Source organism: Virgibacillus sp. L01 (genome assembly GCF_052246775.1).
Lineage (GTDB): Bacteria > Bacillota > Bacilli > Bacillales > Amphibacillaceae > Lentibacillus.
Map to the genome: position 1 here is coordinate 225,612 of NZ_JBQQCP010000006.1, position 24,410 is coordinate 250,021.

The 24,410-nt window shown below is 39.2% G+C and carries 19 protein-coding genes and 1 pseudogene; 7 read left to right on the forward strand and 13 right to left on the reverse strand.

Features of this window, described 5'->3' with window-relative positions:
• Nucleotides 1-283 precede the first annotated feature (283 nt).
• The 4 genes from ACTWQM_RS13170 to ACTWQM_RS13185 all read left to right on the forward strand — a co-directional run bounded on the left by ACTWQM_RS13170 (nt 284) and on the right by ACTWQM_RS13185 (nt 5,459).
• Entirely contained in the window at nt 284-1,003 is a 720-nt protein-coding gene (locus ACTWQM_RS13170) for a hypothetical protein (protein WP_443258622.1), read from the forward strand.
• Nucleotides 1,004-1,163: 160 nt separating this feature from the next.
• A complete protein-coding gene (locus ACTWQM_RS13175) occupies nt 1,164-2,987 on the forward strand; it encodes a cation:proton antiporter domain-containing protein (RefSeq protein WP_443258623.1) in 1,824 nt (607 codons plus the stop codon).
• A gap of 298 nt (nt 2,988-3,285) precedes the next feature.
• Entirely contained in the window at nt 3,286-4,374 is a 1,089-nt protein-coding gene (locus tag ACTWQM_RS13180; RefSeq protein ID WP_443258624.1) for a DUF1611 domain-containing protein, read from the forward strand.
• Nucleotides 4,371-5,459 (forward strand): alanine/ornithine racemase family PLP-dependent enzyme, encoded by a 1,089-nt coding sequence (locus ACTWQM_RS13185; protein WP_443258625.1) that lies wholly within the window; start codon nt 4,371-4,373, stop codon nt 5,457-5,459. Before ACTWQM_RS13180 ends, ACTWQM_RS13185 begins: the two co-directional genes overlap by 4 nt.
• Nucleotides 5,460-5,497: 38 nt before the next feature.
• On the opposite strand, the gene ACTWQM_RS13190 is transcribed toward ACTWQM_RS13185, so the two are convergent.
• The 11 genes from ACTWQM_RS13190 to ACTWQM_RS13240 form a co-directional block, all read right to left on the reverse strand.
• The gene (locus ACTWQM_RS13190) at nt 5,498-6,700 is read right to left on the reverse strand and encodes a sialidase (protein WP_443258626.1); all 1,203 of its coding nucleotides are present in this window, start codon (nt 6,698-6,700) and stop codon (nt 5,498-5,500) included.
• A gap of 206 nt (nt 6,701-6,906) precedes the next feature.
• Entirely contained in the window at nt 6,907-7,659 is a 753-nt protein-coding gene (locus ACTWQM_RS13195; protein ID WP_443258627.1) for an SGNH/GDSL hydrolase family protein, read from the reverse strand.
• Between the two features lie 1,009 nt (nt 7,660-8,668).
• Nucleotides 8,669-9,067 (reverse strand): bactofilin family protein, encoded by a 399-nt coding sequence (locus ACTWQM_RS13200; RefSeq protein WP_443258628.1) that lies wholly within the window; start codon nt 9,065-9,067, stop codon nt 8,669-8,671.
• A 21-nt stretch (nt 9,068-9,088) separates the two neighbouring features.
• Nucleotides 9,089-9,952 (reverse strand): M23 family metallopeptidase, encoded by an 864-nt coding sequence (locus tag ACTWQM_RS13205; RefSeq protein ID WP_443258629.1) that lies wholly within the window; start codon nt 9,950-9,952, stop codon nt 9,089-9,091.
• Between the two features lie 30 nt (nt 9,953-9,982).
• Nucleotides 9,983-11,206: a polysaccharide deacetylase family protein gene (locus ACTWQM_RS13210; protein WP_443258630.1), complete on the reverse strand. Its 1,224-nt coding sequence runs from the start codon at nt 11,204-11,206 to the stop codon at nt 9,983-9,985.
• A gap of 45 nt (nt 11,207-11,251) precedes the next feature.
• Entirely contained in the window at nt 11,252-11,995 is a 744-nt protein-coding gene (locus ACTWQM_RS13215) for a hypothetical protein (RefSeq protein WP_443258631.1), read from the reverse strand.
• Nucleotides 11,996-12,214: 219 nt separating this feature from the next.
• Entirely contained in the window at nt 12,215-13,453 is a 1,239-nt protein-coding gene (locus ACTWQM_RS13220; protein ID WP_443258632.1) for a dicarboxylate/amino acid:cation symporter, read from the reverse strand.
• A gap of 187 nt (nt 13,454-13,640) precedes the next feature.
• Nucleotides 13,641-14,480, reverse strand: coding sequence for a CAP domain-containing protein (locus ACTWQM_RS13225; protein ID WP_443258633.1), 840 nt, complete (start codon nt 14,478-14,480; stop codon nt 13,641-13,643).
• Nucleotides 14,481-14,575: 95 nt separating this feature from the next.
• Nucleotides 14,576-14,674, reverse strand: coding sequence for a DUF4023 family protein (locus ACTWQM_RS13230; protein ID WP_443258664.1), 99 nt, complete (start codon nt 14,672-14,674; stop codon nt 14,576-14,578).
• Between the two features lie 114 nt (nt 14,675-14,788).
• Nucleotides 14,789-14,977, reverse strand: coding sequence for an H-type small acid-soluble spore protein (locus ACTWQM_RS13235; RefSeq protein ID WP_443258634.1), 189 nt, complete (start codon nt 14,975-14,977; stop codon nt 14,789-14,791).
• Between the two features lie 18 nt (nt 14,978-14,995).
• Complete coding sequence (locus ACTWQM_RS13240) at nt 14,996-15,181, reverse strand: H-type small acid-soluble spore protein (protein ID WP_443258635.1); 186 nt, start codon at nt 15,179-15,181, stop codon at nt 14,996-14,998.
• Nucleotides 15,182-15,343: 162 nt separating this feature from the next.
• Here ACTWQM_RS13240 and ACTWQM_RS13245 point away from each other — a divergent pair, with 162 nt between their 5' ends.
• On the forward strand, nt 15,344-16,621 hold the full coding sequence (locus ACTWQM_RS13245; protein WP_443258636.1) for an MFS transporter: 1,278 nt from the start codon (nt 15,344-15,346) through the stop codon (nt 16,619-16,621).
• Between the two features lie 54 nt (nt 16,622-16,675).
• Entirely contained in the window at nt 16,676-17,293 is a 618-nt protein-coding gene (locus ACTWQM_RS13250) for a class I SAM-dependent methyltransferase (RefSeq protein WP_443258665.1), read from the forward strand.
• A 42-nt stretch (nt 17,294-17,335) separates the two neighbouring features.
• On the opposite strand, the gene ACTWQM_RS13255 is transcribed toward ACTWQM_RS13250, so the two are convergent.
• A complete protein-coding gene (locus ACTWQM_RS13255; RefSeq protein WP_443258637.1) occupies nt 17,336-19,699 on the reverse strand; it encodes an immune inhibitor A domain-containing protein in 2,364 nt (787 codons plus the stop codon).
• Between the two features lie 520 nt (nt 19,700-20,219).
• Entirely contained in the window at nt 20,220-22,607 is a 2,388-nt protein-coding gene (locus ACTWQM_RS13260; RefSeq protein WP_443258638.1) for an immune inhibitor A domain-containing protein, read from the reverse strand.
• A gap of 300 nt (nt 22,608-22,907) precedes the next feature.
• On the opposite strand from ACTWQM_RS13260, the pseudogene ACTWQM_RS13265 reads away from it, so the two are divergent.
• A pseudogene (locus ACTWQM_RS13265) lies at nt 22,908-23,672 on the forward strand (FAD-binding protein); the annotation flags it as partial.
• Between the last annotated feature and the right edge of the window lie 738 nt (nt 23,673-24,410).

The window sequence follows — 24,410 nt, forward strand, 5'->3', positions numbered from 1 at the left end:
TCCGCACTTTTAAGCGACATAAAAACGTTATTGTTTTTGTTGTTTTTATGCTCCACCTATTACAAGCAAATTTCATGCCAACTTCTGTTTGGCGCTATGACAGGGATTAGAAAACCAGATTGTTAAAATATTTTTATTTCTGTCAAAAAATTTTGCGGGAAATGTTTTGGGTGAATTTCGAGAGCTGCAATTCAGACTTCGAAAAACTATTAAATAAAAAGAGGAATATGCAGATTAATGTCTAATTAAATTTAGTGTATCTAAAAAAGAAAGGATTGATTTTATGGAGAAAAGACCAATAGAAAAGGTGGCGGAATTTGCGCAGTCCGAATCAAAGGCAAAGCAATTCCGGCATGATTATCCGATTCCTGATGAAATGAGGCAGGTTTTACTGACAGAGGAATTTAGAGACTTCACATGGTATGTGCTGGAACGAAATTTTACGGAGTACAGTCTAATGTTACAGGAATTTATTGATGAACATTGTCCAGATAGTGAAAAACGTCAGGTATTAGAAATGAATCTATTTTGGTGGCAAGTATTATACCATTCAAGCCAGGATGTCTCAGAAAGTTGTGTGGAAGATTATATTGCTGAAAATGCTCATAGACTTAATGACAAGCCTTTGATCACATCGTGGTTAAGAGAATGGGACAAGGCAGTACCCAAATTTTACTATGTCGGTTACAAATATAATGACCGAGTGCTTGTCCTGATAGATATGCTGACAACAAAAACCATAGATGTCATGGTTTATGATCCCACAGCAGTTCCTCCAAAAACCGGTGAAATCGTAATGGGGACTTTAATTCCCATTGGTGACGCATTATACTTTCCAATTATTGATTTTTACCATTTCGATTATGCATCGAGAAAAGAAATTGCAGTGACGTTCGATCATCACCATAAAAACCACATGAAAGATGCCACGATATATGAAGCATTCATTCACGTACTCTCCGTGTTACTACAAATAGAACGAATTGTCCCAATGAAAAACTAATAAATTTATCTTCAAAATAATTCTTCTTTCAAGATTGTCTATCCCATTTGCCTACCCTTCACTGTATCCATTTGTTTACCATGAAAAAAACAATATTATTGTAAAAACTGTGAACATTCGTTAATCTTATTCTTATCACATAATTCAAAGTGGGTGTTTTATGGAACATCAATCACTAACATCATTAATGATCGTGGTCGGGATTGCCTTTTTTATTCCAATTTTGCTGCAGCGGTTTAATTTACGGTTTATTCCAGTCGTTATCGCCGAAATTATTGCCGGGCTGATTATCGGAAAAAGCGGTTTTAATATTATTTCAGGGGATCCTTTGCTTGAGTTGCTTTCACTGCTTGGGTTTATATTCCTTATGTTTATCAGTGGTTTAGAAATAGATTTTAGTGTTTTTAAAAAGAAGAAAAAGAAAGATGAAAATTCTCCGGATCCTGTGAAGGTTTCGTTGGTTATCTTTGCTTTAATTATTAGTGTGTCATTCGCACTATCCTGTGTACTGGTTCTGTTGGGTTTAATTAAGGACCCTTACTTAATGACATTGATTATTTCAACAGTGTCACTTGGTATTGTCGTTCCAGTTATTAAAGAGAAGAATCTGACGGATGGGCTTCTCGGTCAAATTATTTTACTGATCACCGTTATTGCAGATTTTACAACTATGATTCTATTAACGGTATATGCCATGTTCAAAGATCAGGAAGGTATGAGGGTATTACTGTTATTAGTACTTTTCATGGCCGTTTTTCTTGCCTATCGAACAATTAAAAAGTATTTCAACTTTGAACTGTTTGATAACCTTTTAAAAGGAACAGTACAGCTGGGAACCAGAGGGGTATTTGCTCTAATTTTATTGTTTGTTTCTCTGTCAGAAACGATTGGAGCAGAAAATATATTGGGAGCGTTTCTTGCTGGTGTTATCATATCTTTACTTGCACCCAGAAAGGAATTTATCCACCAGTTGGACTCTTTCGGATTTGGTTTTCTAATCCCCATCTTTTTCGTAATGGTTGGTGTGGGGTTAGACATTTGGGAACTGTTTGTGGATCAAAAAATCCTGTTATTAATGCCGCTCTTACTACTATTTATGTATCTTGCTAAAGTAATTCCGGCATTAGTATTGAAAAAGTGGTACTCATGGAAAGAAGTTTTTAGCGTAGGTATCTTAACAACATCGAAGCTAAGTCTCGTAATTGCAGCCTCCTCAATAGCGCTTGAATTAGGTGTGATTAACGAGGTCTTAAATGGAGCTATTATTCTAGTATCCATCGTAACCTGTCTAATTTCGCCAATTACGTTCACAAAATTATTTCCAAAATCAAATTATCGTCCAAGACAATTAGAAATTTCTATTATTGGAGCCAATGATGCAACAATGCTGGTCGCAAGAGATAAGATGGAGGATAAGGCAGTTGTGCGAGTGTATAGTACTAAGACTGTACGCGGTACAGAGTTATTTTCATTTCCGCATATACATGTCGATCAGTTAACGATAGGATCTCTGGAGGAACAAAATGCATTCAAGGCAGATAAAATTGTAATTGCATCAGACGACGATTTAACTAACATTGATCTTGGCCGTCATGCAAAAGAACAAGGTATAAAAACAATTATTTTACGGATTGAAAATAAAAATCTCCAGGATGAGTTATCTGAGGAAGGATTTACAGTATACTCGATGCTCTATTCAACAAGAACGCTATTAAAAGCACTTATTGATAATCCGGGTATTGTTCGGCTTATTACGAACCATAACAAAACTATTAGGGAAATTAATGTCAATCATTCCTATTATGATCAGACACCAATTACAAATCTGCCATTTCTGGGGGAATCCTTGATCTTACACATATACAGACATGGGAAAGTAGTTATTCCTCACGGGAACACCACCTTAGAGGATGGCGACAAAATCCTGGTAAGTGGAACACCAGAGGACCTTGGTGTGATTCAGAGAAAACTGACGATGTACTAATTTTAAAAGGGTAACTCATCCAGCTTAAAGGAGGGTTACCTTTTCTTCCTGCATAGGAGGCTTTCACTATTAAGTCCTGGTGAAAAGCCAAGTTTTCAAAAAAAGACATATTATTTCCTTAACTGTGCTATACTTATAAATGTAGACTAAAAAACTAAATACCTCGAAAAACAATCCTTGCATGATTAGTATCTTGGCTCTTCGTATGTCGATTTTTACTAGATGAAAGGGTTTTTTATTTGCCTTTATATGGTAAAAATTACCAAATAATTTAAAATATCTATAGGAGTGGAAGTTTATGAAGGAAACAGCAATAGTTTATTGTGAGAACATGTTCGGTACAATGGATGGCAAAACTGCAAACGGCCTTGTACGCAGATCGGATAAATACCAGGTTGTTGGAGTAATCGACAGTACAAAAGCTGGTGTCGACGCTGGTGATTATTTAGAAGGGAAGCCAAACAACATCCCTATATTCGCAAGTCTTGAGCAAGCCCTTTTACAGTTATCTAAAGTACCTGATCAGTTCATTTATGGGATAGCACCATCAGAAGCATTCTTGAAACGTTATGAACGTGAAATTGTATTAGAAGCAATGAAACAAGGGATGAGTATTGTAAACACCCTGCATGAATTTTTTACAAACGATGAAGAATTTGTGAAACATTCAATAAAGTATGGCGTAATGATCAATGACGTAAGAAAGCCGCCTGAAAAAAAGGATATGCATTTATTTTCAGGAAGAATTCTCGATATCAATACACCTACCGTTGCGGTGCTTGGCACGGACAGCGCAGTTGGTAAACGAACAACATCGGTAATTCTTGAAGAAGCATTAATAAAAATGGGTCTGAAAGTGGCTTTTGTTGCAACGGGTCAAACTGGTTTAATTCAAGGTGCAAAGTACGGCGTAGCAATAGATGCAATCCCTTCACAATTTATGACAGGGGAGATTGAAAATCAAGTTATGAGAGCTTATGATAATGATAATCCGGATATTATTATTGTTGAAGGCCAAGGGGCACTAAGTCACCCCGCATACATTAGTTCCTGTTCGATAATCAGGGGATCAAGACCAAGCTCCATTATTGTTCAGCACCCACCGAAGCGGAAAAACTTAGGTGATTTTGACTATATGAAAATGCCAACAATACAAAGTGAAATTGAACTCATTGAAACTTTTTCAAAATCAAAGGTGATTGGGGTAACCATCAATCATGAAAATATGTCGGATACAGAGATTTCTGAGGCTGTCACTACGTATGAAAAGGATCTGAAGCTTCCTGCGACGGATGTGCTTAAGCATGGCTGTGACAAATTAATAGATACATTATTTACAACTTATCCGGAGTTGGCAAGGAAAAAGAATAAAGTACTCGTAAATTGATTGGTACTGCGGCACCTGCCACATCCAGGGTTGAAGTTAACCTTGGAAAGATCGCTCATAACGCTGAGAAATTGGTTCAATTTTATGGATTAAAAGGGATCGAAATCATGGCGGTTACAAAAACTGTTTGCGGTGATCCGAATATCGCCAAAATCTTTGTAAATAAAGGGATTCATCTACTCGCAGATTCTAAAATAGAAAATATCAAGAAGATGCGTGATGCAGGCGTGAACGCACAATTTGTTTTGCTACGATCACCTGCTCTTAGTGAGCTTGATGCAGTTGTTAAAAATGCTGATATTAGTATGAATACGGAGTTAGCTGTTATTAAAGGGCTAAGTACGACAGCTGAAAAATACAATACAGTGCATGAAATTATTTTGATGGTTGAAATGGGAGATTTAAGAGAAGGAATTATGCCTGCAGACCTTGAGGGTTTTGTTCAGGAGATCCTAAAACTTTCAGGAGTTAAAATTGTTGGGATTGGTGCAAATTTCGCCTGCTTTGGAGGGGTCAAACCAAGTGAAAAAAAGATGGCAGACCTATCGAAACTAGCTGGCCTTATTGAACTAAAATTTTCTCTCCCACTTTCATATATTTCAGGGGGGAATTCGGCTAATTACAATTGGTTTACGGCTGCTGAAAATATCGGAAAAATCAATAATTTACGACTGGGTGAATCCATTTATTTGGGGCGTGAAACACTTGATCGAAAAGCAATTCCAGGTTTATTTACAGATGCTTTTACGTTCGTTTCAGAAGTGATTGAATCGAAAATAAAGCCATCTGTACCATACGGAGAAACAGGGCAGGACGCGTTTGGAAATGAACCCCAGTTTCGTGATCGTGGAATGATTCGCAGGGCTATTGTTGCATTTGGATCGCAGGACGTTCTTGTAAAGGGACTAACACCAGAGTTAGATATTGAAATTCTCGGGTCTAGCAGTGATCATACAATTATCGATGCTAAGAACGTCAATTTACAAGTAGGAGATAACGTTACTTTTTCTCTTGATTATGGTGCGCTTTTGGCCGTTATGTCTTCCAATTATATAACCAAAAAGTATACGAATGTAAAAGAATAAAAACTATCCTCACATTCGATGTGAGGATAGTTTTTTCTCTAACGTCCTTGATATATATGAATGAGGTTTTGATTACGCCCTCTGGCAAATACATCAGTACGATTTGGTCCCCAAGATACTGCAGCAGGTGCTGATGTTAAAGTACCATCAAGGTCTACCCAATTTTCCCAGCGCGAACCATTCCATGACCTTTTGTAAAGCCTTTGATTATTTCCTCGTACAAAGACATCAAGACGGTTTGGCCGGCGTGATGAGACAGTGGGATGACTCGTTAATGTACCACCAAGGCTTTCCCAATCACTCCAGTTATTTCCATCCCACCATTTGTGAATTAAATCCTGGTTTTGCCCTCTCGCAAAAACATCAATCCGATTAGGTCCCCAGGATACTGCAGCAGGTGCTGACGTTAATGAACCGCCAAGATCTTCCCAGTCCTGCCAGCTAGAGCCGTTCCATGTTTTTTTATAAAGCCTTTGATTGCTTCCGCGCACAAAGACATCAAGCTGATTTGACCGTCGTGAAGAAACGGAAGGGGCGCTTGTTAATGTACCGCCAAGGTTTTCCCAATTACTCCATTGGTTTCCGTTCCACCATATGTGGTAAAGGCTTTGGTCTGTTCCTCTCGCAAACACATCAATTCGGTTAGGCCCCCAGGATACCGCGGCAGGTGCTGATGTTAATGTACCGCCAAGGTTTTCCCAATTGCTCCACTGGTTTCCATTCCACCATTTATGGTACAGGCTATCACCAGTCCCCCTTGCAAAGACGTCAAGCCGGTTAGGTTGCCAGGATGCTACTGTGGGGGCGGAAGTTAGTGTGCCACCTAAGTTTTCCCAGCTGCTCCAGCCTTGGCCAGGCTGACCTTGACCATTCCCAAGCTGATTTAGCGTTATTTCAATAACTCTCGTCAGGACACGGTCTGCCAAATCCTGTGATACATTGAAACGTCTGAAAAACAGGTTCAGCCATGGAACTTGGTTTTTAAATTGACTGTATATTTGGCTCGCTGACTGATTTGTGTTTGCCTGATTGAGTGTATAGCCAACAGCCAGTGAAAAAATATAATCCGTTATACCCCGGTTCATTCCAGCCTGTTCTAACTGGGAATATAAGTTGTTGTGCTGTGAGCGAAGCGTCTGCATAACTTCCTGGACACTCGGCTGTTGCCGAAAATCAAAATAGGGTTGACCATAATAATCTACTGGTATAAATTGTGGTGTTTGATATTGATCTCTATACAATTTATATACCTCCTCTTTTTTAGCAGATAAGAAAGTATAACTACTTTCTTACTGCATAAGTGCAACTAAGGCAATTCGCCCATAGGCTTGGCGAATGCCAGTTTTCTAACAGAGTCAGTATATGCAACATTGGGCGAAATTGGGAATGCGTACATTTCTTGCGTAAAAAAACCGGGAAAGAGGGTTGTCTCCTTCCCGGGATTACGTTATTCGTTTAGGCCTAGTGCATCTAATCCAATTTCCGCAAGCTTAATTTGACCTTCAATTGTAGGATGAATGTCTCCTGGGATTACATATGATTGCTGACTTTGGTCAAATGCAGCATAGGCATCAGCTAACAGGATATTACCGTACCTAGCATTATAGCCAGCTGTTAAATCGGCAATATTTTTATTTATACCAGGTAAAACCAGTGAACCGATATCATGCGACGGATCATCTGCCTGAAACGGATTATACACATTAAAAATAACGATGGGAGCATCAGAAAGTGACCGAGCCTCTTTGATAATTTTACCAATATTTCCAAATACATTACTGTCGCTAATTTTTTGTTGTAATATGGCCATAAAAAGAAGCGGGTCACTACCACTCTCTGCTTGTGCAGCCTGCAATGCCTGGAGCAGGTCATTGTTTCCAATTGTTAATGTAATATAGTCAGCGTGTCTCACTGCTTGCCGGTACTTTTGATCTGATTGCATTGAAGCTAATAGTTCAGATGTTGTCCAGCCAGGTACACCAAGATTTCGCACCCGTAGATCGCCGGTATCACCCATTAAGTATGGAAAGGCATCCTTTGATGTTGTTTTGTTATGTTGATTTAAATTATATCCATATGGAATTGAGTCGCCCAAGGATACCAGGGATTCCTTAGCATTTCCGCCTTTGGCAACAGCTGGTGTTGTGAACAGTAACCCTGCAACTAAAATTAAAATCAGTAACTTAACTAATTTTTTCAAATAAAACACTCTCCCTTTTATAAACTTGTCTTTAGTATAATTCACTCCACTCGATTATTCTGTCGAAGTTTAGTGTTATGGAAAAATAATTTTTCTATTATTAGAGACTTATGAAAGTGTATTTTGCTTAAGGGAGATGATCAAAAAACAGGTTAATGCGGATCCTCGTTCCGCTAATAGGAGAAAAAGCTGTTCTAAAAGGAGTGAAACGGATCCTGGTTCCGCTAAATGGGTGAAATCAACGGTATAGTAGGTTGAAAAAGGCAAATAGCGGAATAAGGATCCGGAACCATGCTCCAAACGCGGTTTTTGTAACAAATAACGGAACGAGGATCCGCCGAACAATCGACGCGGATCCTCGTTCCGCTAATAGGAGAAAAAGCTGTTCTAAAAGGAGTGAAACGGATCCTGGTTCCGCTAAATGGCTAAAAAAAACGGTATAGTAGGTTGAAAAAGGCAAATAGCGGAATGAGGATCCGGAACCATGCTCCAAACGCGGTTTTTGTAACAGATAACGGAACGAGGATCCGCCGAACAATCGACGCGGATCCTCGTTCCGCTAATAGGAGAAAAAGCTGTTCTAAAAGGAGTGAAACGGATCCTGGTTCCGCTAAATGGCTAAAAAAAACGGTATAGTAGGTTGAAAAAGGCAAATAGCGGAACCAGGATCCGGAACCATGCTCTAAACGCGGTTTTTGTAACAAATAACGGAACGAGGATCCGCCGAACAATCGACGCGGATCCTTATTCCGCTAATAGGAGAAAAAGCTGTTCTAGAAGGGGTGAAACGGATCCTGGTTCCGCTAAATGCATAAAATCAACGGTATAGTAGGTTGAAAAAGGCAAATAGCGGAACCAGGATCCGGAACCATGCTCCAAACGCGGTTTTTGTAACAAATAACGGAACGAGGATCCGCCGAACAATCGACGTGGATCCTCATTCCGCTAAATAGTTAAAGGGCTCAAAGAAATCAAAATCTAAGAATCCCTTTAACCAATGCCAAGCCTTCTAATCGTTAACTTTTTCGTTTTGTTTCTTTTTCTTCTTATCAGAGGAAGCCTTGTTGTCATTATCCTGAATGATGCTTTCACCGTTAAACACGCCACCATCATCAATAATAATACCTTTAGTTGTTGCACTCCCTGATAATTTACCACTTGGCTGGACATGTACTTTTTCGGAAGTGTATAAATCTCCGTTTACTTCACCGGCAATGATGATGTTTTTTCCTTTAATAGTAGGTTCCACATAGCCGTCTTTTCCAATAAAAACGTCACCGGCACAATCAACCTCACCATAAATTTTTCCATCAATGCGCAGGCTTGATGGGTGTTTTATCTTTCCTTCAATTATCGTCCCTTGTCCAATTATTGTATCAACTATAGTTTGCTTTTTTTCTTTTTTCATACAGCTTTCCTTTCTCGGCATTTACTTTTTAAATAATTTCATATAAGGATAAGGATCAACGGGTTCTCCATTTTTTAAAATTTCATAATGAAGATGTGGTCCTGTGCTTCTCCCGGTGTTGCCAATAAATCCTATATTATCGCCTTTTTTAACGGTATCACCTTGCTCTGCCTTTATTTCTGAAAGATGACCATAAAGTGTTATATACGTATCAGAATGACGAACTTTAATTGCTTTACCATATCCACCGTAGTATTCAGCCATAATTACAGTCCCATCTGCACCTGCGTAAACAGGAGTTCCGATGTTTCCTCTAATATCGACTCCAGCATGTAGGGAAGATGATCTATTAAATGGATCACTGCGCAGACCAAACTCTGATGATATGCCATGAGAGCTTGATGGCCAAATTGTTGGGGTATGTTTAAGTTCATCATTTGTTTGTTCCATTTCATCAATTGTCTTTTTATACTGTTTAACGAATTCATTTTGTGTTATATCATTTTTTGAAACATTTATGTCAATTCCCCCACTAGACCCTAGACTAACAGGGAGTTCTGTCATCGATTCCCTAATCTGTGATTCCAATTGTTTTAATTCATTCATTTTAGCTTGTACTTCAGCCGTTTTTTGTTCCATGTTATTTATTTTTGCTTGTAATACGTCAACTTTATCTGTTTGAAGTGTTAAATTATCAATCAGATGGTCGTTTTTCTGTTGCTTCTGAACAGTTTCATTAAAAAAATAAAATGAAAAAATGATTGGGATAATAGCTATAATCGATAGTAGGTATATCATATTCTTTGGGAGTTGAAATCGAGTGACAACCTTATCGGCATCGTTTGATAGAATGGTAAAGGTCAGTATTTTCTTTTTTCGCTTCACAATTATTATCACTCCATTTGTACTTCTTTGTTATGTTAAGTTCACAATTTCTAGACCCTGGCTAAGTAAATATTCAATTACCTGTGGCAATGCATCAATAACAGCCTTTGATTCGTGAAGCAGGATGATTGATCCGGATGCTTTTGAGTCACGGATGTAGCTGACGATTTTTTTTGCATTATGGTGTTTCCAATCTTTAGGGTCTTTATTCCAAAGTACCATCTTACTTTTATGCTCGTTCATTAAATCTACTGTCAGTTGATTCATATCACCATAGGGTGGTCTAAATAGGTCAACTTTCTCGTTTGTTATTTCCTCAATTAGTTGTGTTGCTTCTGTTAGCTCATCCTCCTGTTGTTTATAAGAGAGCCCAGACACATGTACATGGTTCGTTGAATGTGTGCCAATAGTATAGCCGTTGGAGTGGACATAGCGCACATAGTCAGGGTGCTTTTTAACATTTTTTCCAATAAAAAAGAAGGTTCCACCAACTTGATAGTCTTTTAATATATCAACAATTTCTTTTGAAAACTTAGAAGGGCCATCATCGAAGGTTAGTGCAACGCTACCTTCTTTGATGCCGTATGTTAGTGCACTGTTAAGTTCAACTATAGGAATGCTAGGCTGATCAGAAGAGTTAATCTCTACTGAGCTGGTGACCGGTGGAGCTGCATCCATTTCTTGTGTTAATTCGCTGTCAGTCGTATCTGCACTAGTGGCTGACTTCTCATCAGAAATTGTTTTTAAGGCATGACCTGAATAACCGAACAAAACGGTAGATATAATACCAATTAAAGCAACAGCTACCCATGTCATCTTCTTATTATATTTTTTTGGTATGTAAACATCCTGTATTCTTTTTTGTTCTGGTTCATCAATCTCTGGTAGTTTATGAGATAAGAATGTTAATTCATCCACGTCAACTGTATTTTGAGTGAGTTTAAATTCATGCAATGCTTTCACAAATTCTTCTGAGCAACAGAAATAGACCCTGTCGCTTTGATCTCGATATGTTCTCGTTAAAAAACTAACGTAACACTTTCTAATGGGATCCCAAGAATTATGGAAGGATATTCTGTGTTTATATTGTTGGTCAAATACTGAAACAGATCTCAAGTTCTCTGCTGTATAATGGTCAACTTTCCATACCATTTCAATATCCTGCCCGAATGATAGCTTTATCTGCAATAATGAATGGTCAGTATCTGTTTCAATGTCTACTAGTTCAATTAGCTTTGCTTGATAGTCTGACATGGCTGCCTCCTTTTGTAATAAGAATAGGGAATTGCAACCATTTAGTTAATCAGATGAATCATTGGTGCTTTGTGTCTTTGGAGAGAACGAGAAGGACATCCGCTCGGTAAAGTCGTTAATGGTCTGCATTAATTCAGCCTTTTCATCAGTGATTTTTTCGTATTGTTCATGGTACCTCTGGTTTTCTATTTCCAGATTTCTAACTTTTTCTTCCAGTTCTTTAATTCTCATCATACTCTGGTATTGCGTGTTGGTAGATTCTTCATTTAATTTATTATATTTATTACTTTCTTTTTCCAAATCATTTGAGATTTTCTCATATTCGCTGTTGGACTTGTTTTGATATTCTTTGTAATCCTCAAGCAACTGATCATAACTCATTTGTTTATTCGTAAGGTTACCTTCGAGATCATGTATTTCTTTGTTTTTATCCTGTAGAAGCTGATCTTTTTTCATTTCGTCATGTTTGTAACGGTTAATGGTCTCATTCGCTGTATATAATTGATCTTTAAGCCCATTATTTTTATATAAAATTAATTCCCGGTCCTTTAGCATGTTTTCTAAAGAAACAATTAAATCTGAGGCTATCTTATCCTGGTTATCTTTTGAAAATAGATGTTTATCGTCAGACGTATCTACTTGAGCAGGTTCATCGTTGTTATTTACCTGCTGCTCTTCGGTTGCTACGGCAGCTTCTTGCTGTTCTGCGCCTGACTTTTCCGGTTGATTTTGGGTAGATAAGACACCTTTCAACCAGCCCATTGACTTTTTCTCCGTATCCTTGGTCACGCTATCATCTCCTATGAAAAAAGTTCGACCTTTCTTATATCGACTGTTTTCGCAGCTTCTTAAGGATTATATATTAGAAAACTTGGCTTTTCGCCAAGTCTTAATGGCGAAAGCCTTAGTTGCACTTATGCAGTAAGAAAGGATTTATACTTTCTTATCTGCCAAAAAAACAGCTCCACCTCTAAAACTGAGGCAGTAGCCGTTTTAAATTCGTTCTATTTAATTCCCAGTTGGTTGTTCAGTAACTTGCTCTGATTCCGTTTTATTAATGACAGATGTACCGACTAAGTCACCGGTGACATTTAAGGCTGTACAGCCCATGCCAACCAGAACGTCGATTGCAGTCAATAGTCCTACTGCTTCCATCGGCAATCCCAATTGTGCAAACACGGTGGCAATCATAATAATTCCTGCACCAGGGACGCCGGCTGTACCAACGGATGCTAATGTTCCGATCAATACCACTTGCAGCATGTCAGTAAAGCTTAATGGATCACCAATAATATTGGCGGCAAATGCTGCAGATACAGCTATTCGAATTGCTGCACCATCCATATTAATAGTGGCTCCTAATGGCAAGCTAAATCCATACAAACTTTTGGATAACTTCAGGTTTTTCGCAGCATCAAGTGTTAGTGGTAATGTACCCGAACTGCTTTGCGTAACAAAAGCGGTAATCATAGGTGTTCGTGCATGTGTGAAAAATCCTTTTAGGTTTATTTTTGATAAGATCATGAAAATTACATAAAAAGCAACTTGAACAATTAAGGCAATATAGAGAACAACAATCATGTTACCTAGCTCTAATAATGTATCCGCACCTTGGTTACCGACGATTTTTGCGACTATAGCGAAAATCCCGATTGGAACGTATTGGATTATGACCTTCATAATATTCAATGTAGCTTCATTTAGACCGTCAACTACTTTATATACACTTTCACCAAGTTCTGCATGGTCTTTGGATGACCTTAAGGCAGAAATAGCAATTCCAAACGTGATAGCAGTAAATATAATACCGAGAAGATTTAGATTACTAAATGCGCTTATAATATTTTCAGGTACAATGTTTAAAATAACACTTGTAACACCTGGGTTCTCCGGGACTTTAAATTCTTCACTTGTATCCAGTGTCATTCCTGTCCCAGGATCGAAAATACTTGCGACAGACATTCCAACAGTGATAGCTAACGCAGATGTTACCAGATAATAGAGGAATACCTTTCCTCCCATTCGGCCCAAATTAGCCATCCTGGTTTGATTCACACCAACGATCAACGTGAATAATACAAGTGGAACGATAACGAACTTAAGTAATCGAATTAACAAATCCCCAAAAGGAGCTAAAACAGATGCATCTTTTCCAAATAGTAAACCAACAATAATCCCCAAAATAAGTGCTATCGTAATTTTTAAAATAAGTGAGGCATCAATATAACCTCTCCATATAGCCTTCATAATACGCCCTCCTTACAAGCCAGTTTCTTTTATATCGTATAATTATTCCTATAAAAATTATCGGAATTTATTTTAACATACAGTACTAGTAATGTACTGTCAAAGTCAATGCTTAAATAAGGACGGGCCTAAATAAATGAGGATCAGAGAAGATACAAACTTCTTCTTTGATCCCCAATACATATCGTTATTTTTGAATAAACATCTGTGACCAGTAATTGCCGCTTTCTGTGTAACCTACTCCAATATGTGTGAAGTTTCCATTCAAAATATTTTCCCGATGTCCTTGACTGTTCATCCAGGCATCGACAACCTGCTGAGGTGATTTTTGACCCCGAGCGATATTTTCACCAGCTGATTGGTAGGAAACACCAGCATTTTTCATCATATCGAATGGTGACCCATGTGTTGGACTAGTATGTGAAAAATAACCATTGGATTGCATATCCACAGCTTTGTTTCTGGCTACGTTGCTTAGTTTTTTGTGGGCCTTTAATGGGGAAAGTCCTTGATTGCTTCTTTCTTGATTTGTTAACTTGATAACAGTTGACGTATATTCGTTTTGTCCTTTTTGTGGCTGTGTTTGGTTTGCTTCATCTTGAGTCTGCTGATCTTGCTGCATCTGACCTTGTTGTCCTTGATCTTGCTGTTGTTGTTGCTGTTGCTGATCTCGCTGACCTTGATTCCCTTGTTGTCCTTGTTGATCCTGATTCTGCTGATCTTGTCTAAATTGACCCAAATCCTGTCGATCTAATCCCTGTCGGCTCTGTTCACGCTGATTCCAATTTTTATCGTCTTCTCCTAAGCCAAACATATCGACATTGAAATTGCCCTGATTCTGTTGGTTTTCAATTTGGTCGGTCTGAAGATCCCCGCTGGATTGATCAGTCTTGGTGAATGAGATAGCGTCTTCTTCACTCGGATCGTTTTTTGAAGCATCTTCATTATCATTAGTATTGTTATTACATGCAACCAATAATAAGAAGAGTAAACTTATTAAGGCTACAAGTATTTTGTTAAATTTCATGTCATTAGCCTCCTTTGCTCATTGTCTTTAGTAATTTGTGCTTTTCTGAAAAAAATATATATGGAAAATTAAAGCAGAAGGAGAGATTTTGCTGTTTAGTTGCGTTTGTTGGGCAGTTTATCAGCTGGGTCGCCTTGACCTTGTTGTTTCTTATTTTGTTTATCCTTTTTCTTGGCAGTTAAGAAAGTATAAATACTTTCTTACTGCATAAGTGCAACTAAGGCTTATCTATATTAAGGCTTGGCGATAAGCAAAGTTTTCTAAGTTTCGTTAAATTTCCTCACAAACTCATGTGTGTCATCCATTATTTATCCTCCTAACTTTTCGTTGAGTTGAGCAAGCTGGGCGTTAAATTCATATTCTGTGTCATCCAAAGCGAAAACCCGGGCTGTATCACTTTGGTCACTTACATGCTGAATGTAGACTTGTTTCCCGTTATAGGTAACGTTTTTCATATCTGCTGATTGTGCTATTTCTTCGGCTCGTTGTCTGTTCATTGTTAACTAACTCCTTTCTTATGGACCTTCTTCAAATAGTCCTTGTAAATCAACTTGTTGTTCATGATCCATCTCATCAAGCGGGAAAATAGTTGCTGTTTCGCTGTCTTCGTTTAGTCCTTGTATATAGACTGGTATTCCATGGTATTTTACGTTTATCATTGCAAGTGAATCAATAATCTCCTGTGCCCGATTCCTGTCCATGATTGTTCTCCTTTCTGAATTGCATAACCTTATTTTTTACTTTGGGAAAGGGAATATACGAGGATGAAATAACCATTTTTAAGTTTGTGTTTGTCGTTGTTTTGCCGTAAAATTTAATCTGAATTTAAAATAGATTCGGCGCTTGGACATGGAGGTGCAACTTTGTTAGGCAAATTTTTTCAAAGATTTTATTATGGCTGGTTTATTGTTTTTATTGGTGGGCTGGGAATTTTCTTTTCAGGACCTGGTCAAACATATTCCATCTCATTATTTATTGACCAGTACATTAATGATTTTGGCTGGTCTCGAACGGAGGTTTCCGGCTTATATTCATCGGCCACACTTGTCGCTGGATTGACTATGATGTTTGTTGGACGGTTTATTGATCGATTTGGGCAGCGGTTCATGATGGTAACGGTAGGTATAGTCTTTGCACTGGCTTGTTTTTTCAACAGTGCTGTTACAAACATGTTTATGCTTGCGATTGGTTTCTTTTTAGTTCGTTTATTGGGTCAAGGCACCATGTCGCTGATACCCAATACCCTTGTGGCTCAATGGTTTGTTAAAAAAAGAGGTCGAGCATTCAGTTTTATGACGATGGGCAGTTTCATCAGTGCAATGCTGCTGCCAATTATTAATTCTTGGATGATTCAGACATGGGATTGGCAGTTTGCATGGAGATTCTGGGGTGTGGCGTTACTTGTCATATTTGTTCCATTTGCTCTATTTGGGGTTCGCAATCGCCCAGAAGAGATGGGACTGGAGCCAGACGCAACAAAGAAAGATGAGGACGAGAGTGAGAACTCAGAACCAGTTATCGGAACAACACTACCTGAATCGGAAGAGGATTGGACATTAAAAGAAGCAATGCGTACTTGGGCATTTTGGGGGATTCTGATTAGTGTAAGTATCCCTTCCATGATCAATACAGGTATTACCTTTCATATTATTTCCATCTTTGATTCCAATGGGCTTTCACCAGGTATTGCTGCAATGGTGTTAAGTTTAATGGCTATTGTTGGCCTTCCAATGTCAATGGTGTCAGGATTTATCACCGAAAAAATACAGACGAATTATTTGTTAGCAAGTGTCTTTGTAATTGAAATGATTTTTTTGTTATTAATTCTGATCACAAATAATCTGCTAATGGCTATTTTATTTGGAACGATTTGGGGTATCGCAAACGGGATTGAGCGAATCGGAATGAATGTTGTCTGGCCGGACTTTTTTGGCAGGAAATATATCGGCAGCATAAACGGTGTTGGGATGACAATGGTTGTACTTGGATCGTCTTTAGGACCGCTGCCGTTTGGGGCAGGCTTTGATTTGTTTCATAACTATACACCTGTTTTGCTTGCTTCATTGACCTTCCCGTTAATTGGGCTAATCTGTGCAATAACAGCAAGAAAGCCTCAGAAAGACAAGTTAAAAGCGACGTAAAAAGTAGCGTTATGTTAAAATAAGTGTATAAAATATAATTAAGCGGTGAATATGATGTTAAAGGATACTGGAGAACGCGTTATTCCCGAAAAGATGAAAATCACCAACGAGTTATTGATTGAACATATGGCAAGATATCATTTTGCCAGTGATTTTGTTCATGGACGCGTCTTGGACTTTGCAAGTGGCACTGGTTATGGAACTCATATAATCGCAAAAAAGTGTAAGGATAAGGTAAATGAAGTTGTGGGAGTCGATATTGACCCGGAATCTGTGAAATACGCACGAGCTACTTTTTACCATCCATTATCCACTTTTATAGAATGTGATGTGACAGATCCAGCAGTACCAGACAAATTGGGGCAATTCGACTGTATTCTCAGCTTTGAAACAATTGAACATGTAGAGGAAGAAAGCCAATTTCTAGCTAACATTTACCAAATGCTCAAGCCAGGGGGCACGCTTATCTTATCAACTCCTTTTGGCGAAGGGCGTGGAGTTCCATGTGGTTCACCATTTCATGTCCATCAGTTAAGGGTAGATGAATTTAGAAACTTATTTCCCAAATATACAGCTAAGGAATTCTATTTTCAAAAAAGTGCGTTAATCAAGCCGGCAGACTTTAACACAACAGAAAAATTGCCGCTTGGATTGGTTATTTGCAAAAAATAAAAAGCCTACCTTTAGTTTTCTAAAGGTAGGCTTACATAATGTTTATTTAGAGATCTTTACTTTACCAACAGTACCATCGTCACTTTGACCAGTTACACGGAATTTCAATCCGTATTCCGGAACATTACGTCCAGCATCTACAAGACCAGGATTGCTCCAGTCTGCACTGTCATCGAATAATGGTGTGCGTTTTGTGTAGTTGTCTTTTAGCGTGTATAGCCCAGGATAGTCAAGGAACATTTTATCAGTCTTGTCTAAATTGAATGCTGCATCATGAACCTGATAACGTGTTGAGGCAACAGTTTTATCACTCCAACTCAAGGCGTGTTGATCCGCATCAACTACACCAAGGAATCCTTCACCAGGGTGTGCCCCTGTCCAGTTGTTGTTGTATGACTCATCGACATACCAAACAACCAAACCTTGATCAAAGCTCATTAAGCTAGCACCACGTCGAATGTGTGCAAGTCCTTCGTCAACACCATTGTGTGATCTCCATTCCAGCAAGTAATATTGATTCGTTGTATACGTACCATCATGCTTCTCAAAGCCGTCTAACGTAAATGAAGGATCTGCTTCTGCACCATCAAAGAAGACTTCATTACCATCTGCAGTCACTGTTACATTGTCTGTAAAGAACCCAGTCATGTTAGTAGCCCAGTCAGACATAGAACGGAACTGTAATTGAATTTCCTGACCAGCATATTTGCTTAAGTCAATTGATTCATGGATCCATCCGTCACTAGAACCAGTGTAACCAGGAAGGTTCTCTTTAATTGCTGGGTATCCATCTGGATCTATTGTTGAACTTGTGTTTTCACTTGATAATGATTCCCAGGTTTCTCCATCTGTTGAAACTTGAACCATTGCATAATCCCAATCTGTCTCGATATCATACCATGTATCAAAATCAAGTGTAGCGTCTGTTGCTCCAGTTAAGTCCACAGTTGTTACCATTTTGTGGTCAACTTCATCACCTCGGCCGCCATAGTACTCAAAGTCGCCAGTTTTAGGTGTATTTAATTTATTTAGTTTGTCTGGTAAATCAACACGAACTGTGTCATTATTTTTGCCCTTTGTTACAGCTTCATCGAGTAGGACAGATGTACCTTCATTTGTTACTTCTGATCCGTCAAGTGTTGTTCCACTTAACCAATTACCACCATGTAAGGTTTGCAGCATTTGTCTGGAAAATGGACTGATTCCAGGAGGCTCTGTTCCAGGAATATCCCCTGCCCAGCTTCCACCAGCCATAAGTGACCAGTAAGAAACAGCTTCACCTGCACCACTGTATATAGTATCATATTCATCAGGAAGTCCTAGGTCATGGCCGTATTCGTGAGCGAAAACACCAGCTGCTCCGTCTTCTGGTTCAATGGTGTAATCATCAGCACCTAATATACCACCAAATCGATCGCTGTCAGATGAAGCACCAGGGACTGCAACTAGACCAAGGGATGAACGATGAGACCAGATTGCATCCTCGCCTAGTGATCCACCACCTGCTTCTTCACCCACACCAGCATGGATAACCATTAAATGGTCAATAATTCCATCTGGCTCAGCCTTAACACCATCACCATCATAATCATCACGATCCCAAACATCGTATTCGCTTAAATCGATACTGTCGTCTGCTCCAGCTTGCGTAAGTGCCTCATACACTAATTGAGCTGCAGAACCATCTGTATTGTTTCCATAATAAGCTGCTGGATGTTCAGCTGTATACCATCCAGCTACAGTGCCATCAACAGTGTAACTTCCGCCAGATTGTGCTTCATAGTATTGTTTCATGGAGACTAGATTTTCCCCATTTGGTCCTTCATAGCCATCTTCTCCAAAGATCATGTCTTGGAAATGTTCATTTGGATAATTTTCATACCACATATCCGTTTCTTCTGGTGTAATGGAGCTTTTCTCGTAGTCAGGGAAGTCGATAGCGAGTACTAAGACCTTGTCTTCACGAACTTCACCGTTATAGCCTTCTTCCTCAACTGAGTCTACTTTGTTTTTCTTAGCTTGTCCTAATTTATTTCCCTTCCCGTTTGTAAGCGAATTGTTGTTTTTGTTTTGTGGGTTATTAATTTTCGCATCGAGATCATTTGGTAGTTTATTATTTGCTTTACCGGCACTGTTAGCTTTCGCTTGTAAATATTTTTTCAAAGCCTTTTGAGCTTCAGCAGGTGAAGCATCTTTCGCCAGGGTACCGTTCTTCTTAAGCATTTCTATTAATTTCTCATCATTAGCTATTCCAGCATCAAAGGTTGTTTCTTGTGATGCCAGTTTAGTAGATAGTTCAGAGCCATAATTTACTGTTGATACTGTTCCAGCACTTACTGTACCAAAACCAAAACCCAACGATAATGCTAATGTTGTTGTAAGTATTAATCCCTTTTTCTTAATCATGAAACGCCTCCTAAAGTATTGTTTGTTTTTCTGCTAATCTATTATGACGTATAAAGAAGTCCCCCCTTACTGTAAAAAATAGTAAAATAATCATAGAACATTTTAATGATATAGTTATAATTGAAAATTGTAAATATTAAAACCACGTTACGACAAAAGAAGTGATAATATGTATGAATTCACCCCGGAATTTTAACTTTTTGTACTGTGAATCGACAAGGTAGGAACAGGTTGATTTAGGATATTTTCCAAGAAGAAACGATTTATACTTTTTACCTCTCTAACTTGATTTGGCGGACACAGGAGACGTTATTTCAGTAGAAAAGTGATCTTCTCGAGGTTATAAGGACACAGAAGCCGTTATTTTACATCTATCATGGTTGTTTGGGGGCATTTTTGCCAAATAAGATCCTTGGTGTCCGCTAACCTCGAATTTGCAACATGAAAATCATGATGGTGGTTTCCTATCTACATAAAAAAACCTACCCTTAGTAGAACTAAAGGTAGGCCTAAATAGTGTTTATTTAGAAATTAATACTTTACCAACAGTACCATCGTTACTTTGACCAGTTACACGGAATTTCAATCCGTATTCCGGAACATTACGTCCAGCGTCTACAAGACCAGGATTGCTCCAGTCTGCACTGTCATCGAATAATGGTGTGCGTTTTGTGTAATTATCCGTCATCGTAACACCTAATAGGTCAGTGTAATCTAAGAACATTTTACTGCTTTTATCAAGGCTGAATGCCGCATCATTTAATTGATAACGGGTAGATCCAACTGCCCCATCACTCCAGTAACTGGCATGTTGGTCTGCGTCAACAACACCTAGGAAGCCATCACCAGGGTGAACACCAGTCCAGTTGTTATCGTATGATTCATCTACATACCATACGACTAATCCTTGGTCATAGCTCATCAGGCTGGCACCACGGCGGATGTTTGCTAAACCTTCATCCACACCGTTATGTGATCTCCATTCAAGCAAGTAATAATGATCTGTTTTATACTTACCGTCATGCTTAACAAATCCGTTTAAATCGAATTTAGGCTCTGATTCAGCACCGTCAGAAAATACTTCACTTCCGTCTGCTGTCACGGTTACATTATCAGTAAAGAATCCATCCAAGTTTGTAGCCCAGTCTGACATGGAACGGAATTGAAGCTGTATCTCCTGTCCAGCATACTGGCTTATATCGATTGTTTCATGAACCCAACCGTCACTTGAACCAGTGTAACCAGGAAGGTTTTCTTCTATTGCAGGATATCCGCCTTCTGCTAATGTTGAAGTAGTTCGTTCACTTGATAGTGATTTCCACGTTTCGCCACCATCTGTTGAAACCTGAGCCATTGCATAATCCCAATTTTGCTCAATGTTATACCAAGCATCAAAGTCTAATGTTGCATTTGTTGCCCCTGTTAAGTCAATTGTTGTTGTCATCTTATGGTCAACTTCATTACCTTTGCCACCATAATATTCAAACTCACCTTCTGCAGGTGTGTTCAATACATTCAATTTTTTGGGCAGGTCGACGCGAACTGCATCATTGTTGGTACCTTTTGTTACAGCCTCATCTAGAAGGGCAGTAGTACCTTCAGATGTGACTTTATCCGAATGAATTGTAGATCCGCTTAACCAGTTGCCACCATGATTGGCTTGCAGCATTTCTTTTGCGAATGGACTCATTCCAGGAGGTTCTGTTCCAGGTACATCACCAGCCCAGCTACCGCTTGCCATAAGTGACCAGTATGCTACAGCTTCCCCAGCACCACTGTAAACAGTGTCATACTCATCAGGTAGACCTAAATCATGTCCATATTCATGGGCAAATACCCCAGCAGCGCCATCTTCAGGTTCGATTGTGTAATCATAAGCAGCTAGTAACCCACCAAAACGATCACTGTCAGATGATGCGCCAGGAACTGCAATTAATCCGCCAAGGTTCCAACGGTGAGACCAGATTGCGTCGCCACCAAGTGAACCGCCACCAGCTTCTTCACCAACACCAGCATGGATAACCATCAGATGGTCAATAATACCGTCTGACTCAGCTCTTACACCATCACCGTCATAATCGTCACGATCCCAAACATCGTATTCACTTAAATCAATGCTTGGATCTGCACCGGCTTTTGAGAGTGCTTCATAAACCAATTCACGTGGACGAGCATCACTGCCATCAGGAGCAGGAACATTTCCGCCATAGTAGGCAGCAGGATGTTCAGCTGTATACCAGCCAGCTACATTACCTTCTACAGTGTAGCTTCCGCCTGATTGTTGTTCATAATATTGTTTCATAGAAGTGAAGTTTTCCCCGTTAGGGCCTTCATACCCATTATCACCAAAGATCATGTCCTGGAAATGCTGTGTTGGGTAATTCTCATACCACATATCCGTTTCCCCTGGTGTAATGGAACTCTTTTCGTAATCAGGGAAGTCAATTGAAAGTACTAGAACTTTGTCTTTACGAACTTCTCCGTTATAGCTTTCCTCTTCGACAGAATCGACCTCACCCTGTTTAGCTTGTCCTAATTTGTTACCATTTCCACTTGTAAGAGGATTGCTTTTATTATTCTCTGATTCTTTCATTTTGCCATTCAGACCAGCTGGTAGTTCATCTTTCGTGCTATTAGCACTATTTGCTTTATTCTCTAAGTATTTTTGTAATGCCTTTTGAGCTTCCGCTGCTGATGCATCTTTAGCAATGGTTCCATTTTCTTTCAGCATCTTGATTAACTTCTCATCATTAGCCATACCCGGATCAAAGGATGATCCCTGTGCTGATTGTATTTTAGTAGATAGATTAGATCCGATTTCATTTGTAGTTGTAGAGTCAGCACTAACTGTTCCAAGACCTAGTGAAAGTGCTAACGTTGTTGAGAGAATTAGTCCCTTTTTCTTCATACGTTGAAAAAGCCTCCTAAGTAAATTTTCTATTAATCTATTATTTAAGGCCTCCTTCCAAAATTGCTAAAATAGTAAAAAAATTGTAACACCAATTTAATAATATATTCATAATTGAATATTGTAAATATTATAAACAGATTATGACAAATAAAAGGTGAAAAGACCTAGTATAAATATAGGTAATAAGAATTAATTTTTCATAATGGAATAAGCAGAAAGTCTCTTCGCTAAATATTGACTTTTCAAAAATTTTAAAATAATGTTAAAGATAACATAATGTCGAGAGGAGATATAGTAGTGGAATATGATGTAATAGTAGTTGGAGCTGGCCTCGCTGGTTTGGTAGCTACTGCAGAGATGGCAGACGCTGGCAAAAAAGTGCTGTTGCTTGACCAGGAGCCTGAAGCTTCGTTTGGAGGGCAGGCCTGGTGGTCGTTTGGTGGTTTGTTTTTAGTAGATTCGCCAGAACAGCGCCGAATAGGAGTGATTGATTCCAAAGAACTTGCCTGGCAGGACTGGCTTGGAACTGCAGGGTTCGATCGAGAAGATGATGAAGACTATTGGGGACGAAAATGGTCTGAAGCATATATGGAATTCGCTGCTGGCGAAAAGCGTGCATGGCTTCGTGAAATGGGTGTGAAGTTCTTTCCGGTAGTTGGCTGGGCTGAACGTGGTGGATATGATGCTGAAGGGCATGGTAATTCGGTGCCGCGCTTTCATATTGTGTGGGGAACAGGTCCTGGAATTGTTGCTCCTTTTGAACGACGTGTTCGCGAGCACAAGAAAAATGGCCTAGTCGCGTACATGCCACGTCATCGAGTGGATAGTCTTGTTACGAGTAATGGGGTAATAATCGGTGCAGGAGGTGCTGTTCTTGCTCCAAGTTCTGCTGGACGAGGCGAGGAAAGTAATCGTGACGTCATAGATGATTTTGAGTATAACGCCAAGGCTGTGATGGTGACCAGTGGTGGAATAGGCGCCAACTTTGATCTGGTCCGGAAAAATTGGCCTGATCGGCTAGGCAAACCACCTGAAAATATGATATCTGGTGTACCAGCACATGCAAGACTTACCGTTCCTTGGAAAAGAAAAGCCCTTTTCCTGCGTGCGATGTAGATTCGGGGTAGCTTCCCTTGTGCTCATGTATTAAAAGCATACATTCCGCTACTCAAAGCTACGCTGCCTCGAACTACTCGGTCATTTTCATCCACCTTTTTGAAACACTTCCTTATATAGTAACTGTATATATTATTCTAGCTTGCCTTCAAATACTCCTCTTTTTCCTGGTAAAGCCTACAAAGCAAAATACCACTTTATTGTTGAAGCTATAATTGAATAGACTTAGTGGTCCCGAATCAATTTTGTTGATTTTCCGGATCCTCATTCCGCTATTTGTACATTACATCCACATTTTTCATTGTTTTTGGGTAAATAACGGAACGAGGATTCATTGCATCCCCTTTAGGACGGCTTTTCCATCAAATAACGGAACGAGGATCGCACCTTAGATTTGCCGGATCCTCATTCCGCTATTTCCGATAAATCGGCTGTTTGGAGCACGTTATGTAATCGTCATTCCGCTATTTGTACATTACATCCACATTTTTCATTGTTTTTGGGTAAATAACGGAACGAGGATTCATTGCATCCCCTTTAGGACGGCTATTCCATCAAATAACGGAACGAGGATCCGCACCGTAGATTTGCCGGATCCTCATTCCGCTATTTCCGATAAATCGGCTGTTTGGAACACGTTATGTAATCCTCTTTCCGCTATTTGTACATTACACCCGCATTTTT

What these genes read in the sequence shown, in the direction of transcription:
- ACTWQM_RS13170 (WP_443258622.1), top strand. Translation starts at nt 284, where the DNA reads ATGGAGAAAAGACCAATAGAAAAGGTGGCGGAATTTGCGCAGTCCGAA.
- ACTWQM_RS13200 (WP_443258628.1), bottom strand. Translation starts at nt 9,067, where the DNA reads ATGAAAAAAGAAAAAAAGCAAACTATAGTTGATACAATAATTGGACAA.
- ACTWQM_RS13260 (WP_443258638.1), bottom strand. Translation starts at nt 22,607, where the DNA reads ATGAAGAAAAAGGGACTAATTCTCTCAACAACGTTAGCACTTTCACTA.
- ACTWQM_RS13180 (WP_443258624.1), top strand. Translation starts at nt 3,286, where the DNA reads ATGAAGGAAACAGCAATAGTTTATTGTGAGAACATGTTCGGTACAATG.
- ACTWQM_RS13240 (WP_443258635.1), bottom strand. Translation starts at nt 15,181, where the DNA reads ATGGACAGGAATCGGGCACAGGAGATTATTGATTCACTTGCAATGATA.
- ACTWQM_RS13250 (WP_443258665.1), top strand. Translation starts at nt 16,676, where the DNA reads ATGTTAAAGGATACTGGAGAACGCGTTATTCCCGAAAAGATGAAAATC.
- ACTWQM_RS13235 (WP_443258634.1), bottom strand. Translation starts at nt 14,977, where the DNA reads ATGAACAGACAACGAGCCGAAGAAATAGCACAATCAGCAGATATGAAA.
- ACTWQM_RS13255 (WP_443258637.1), bottom strand. Translation starts at nt 19,699, where the DNA reads ATGATTAAGAAAAAGGGATTAATACTTACAACAACATTAGCATTATCG.
- ACTWQM_RS13210 (WP_443258630.1), bottom strand. Translation starts at nt 11,206, where the DNA reads ATGTCAGACTATCAAGCAAAGCTAATTGAACTAGTAGACATTGAAACA.
- ACTWQM_RS13175 (WP_443258623.1), top strand. Translation starts at nt 1,164, where the DNA reads ATGGAACATCAATCACTAACATCATTAATGATCGTGGTCGGGATTGCC.
- ACTWQM_RS13225 (WP_443258633.1), bottom strand. Translation starts at nt 14,480, where the DNA reads ATGAAATTTAACAAAATACTTGTAGCCTTAATAAGTTTACTCTTCTTA.
- ACTWQM_RS13220 (WP_443258632.1), bottom strand. Translation starts at nt 13,453, where the DNA reads ATGAAGGCTATATGGAGAGGTTATATTGATGCCTCACTTATTTTAAAA.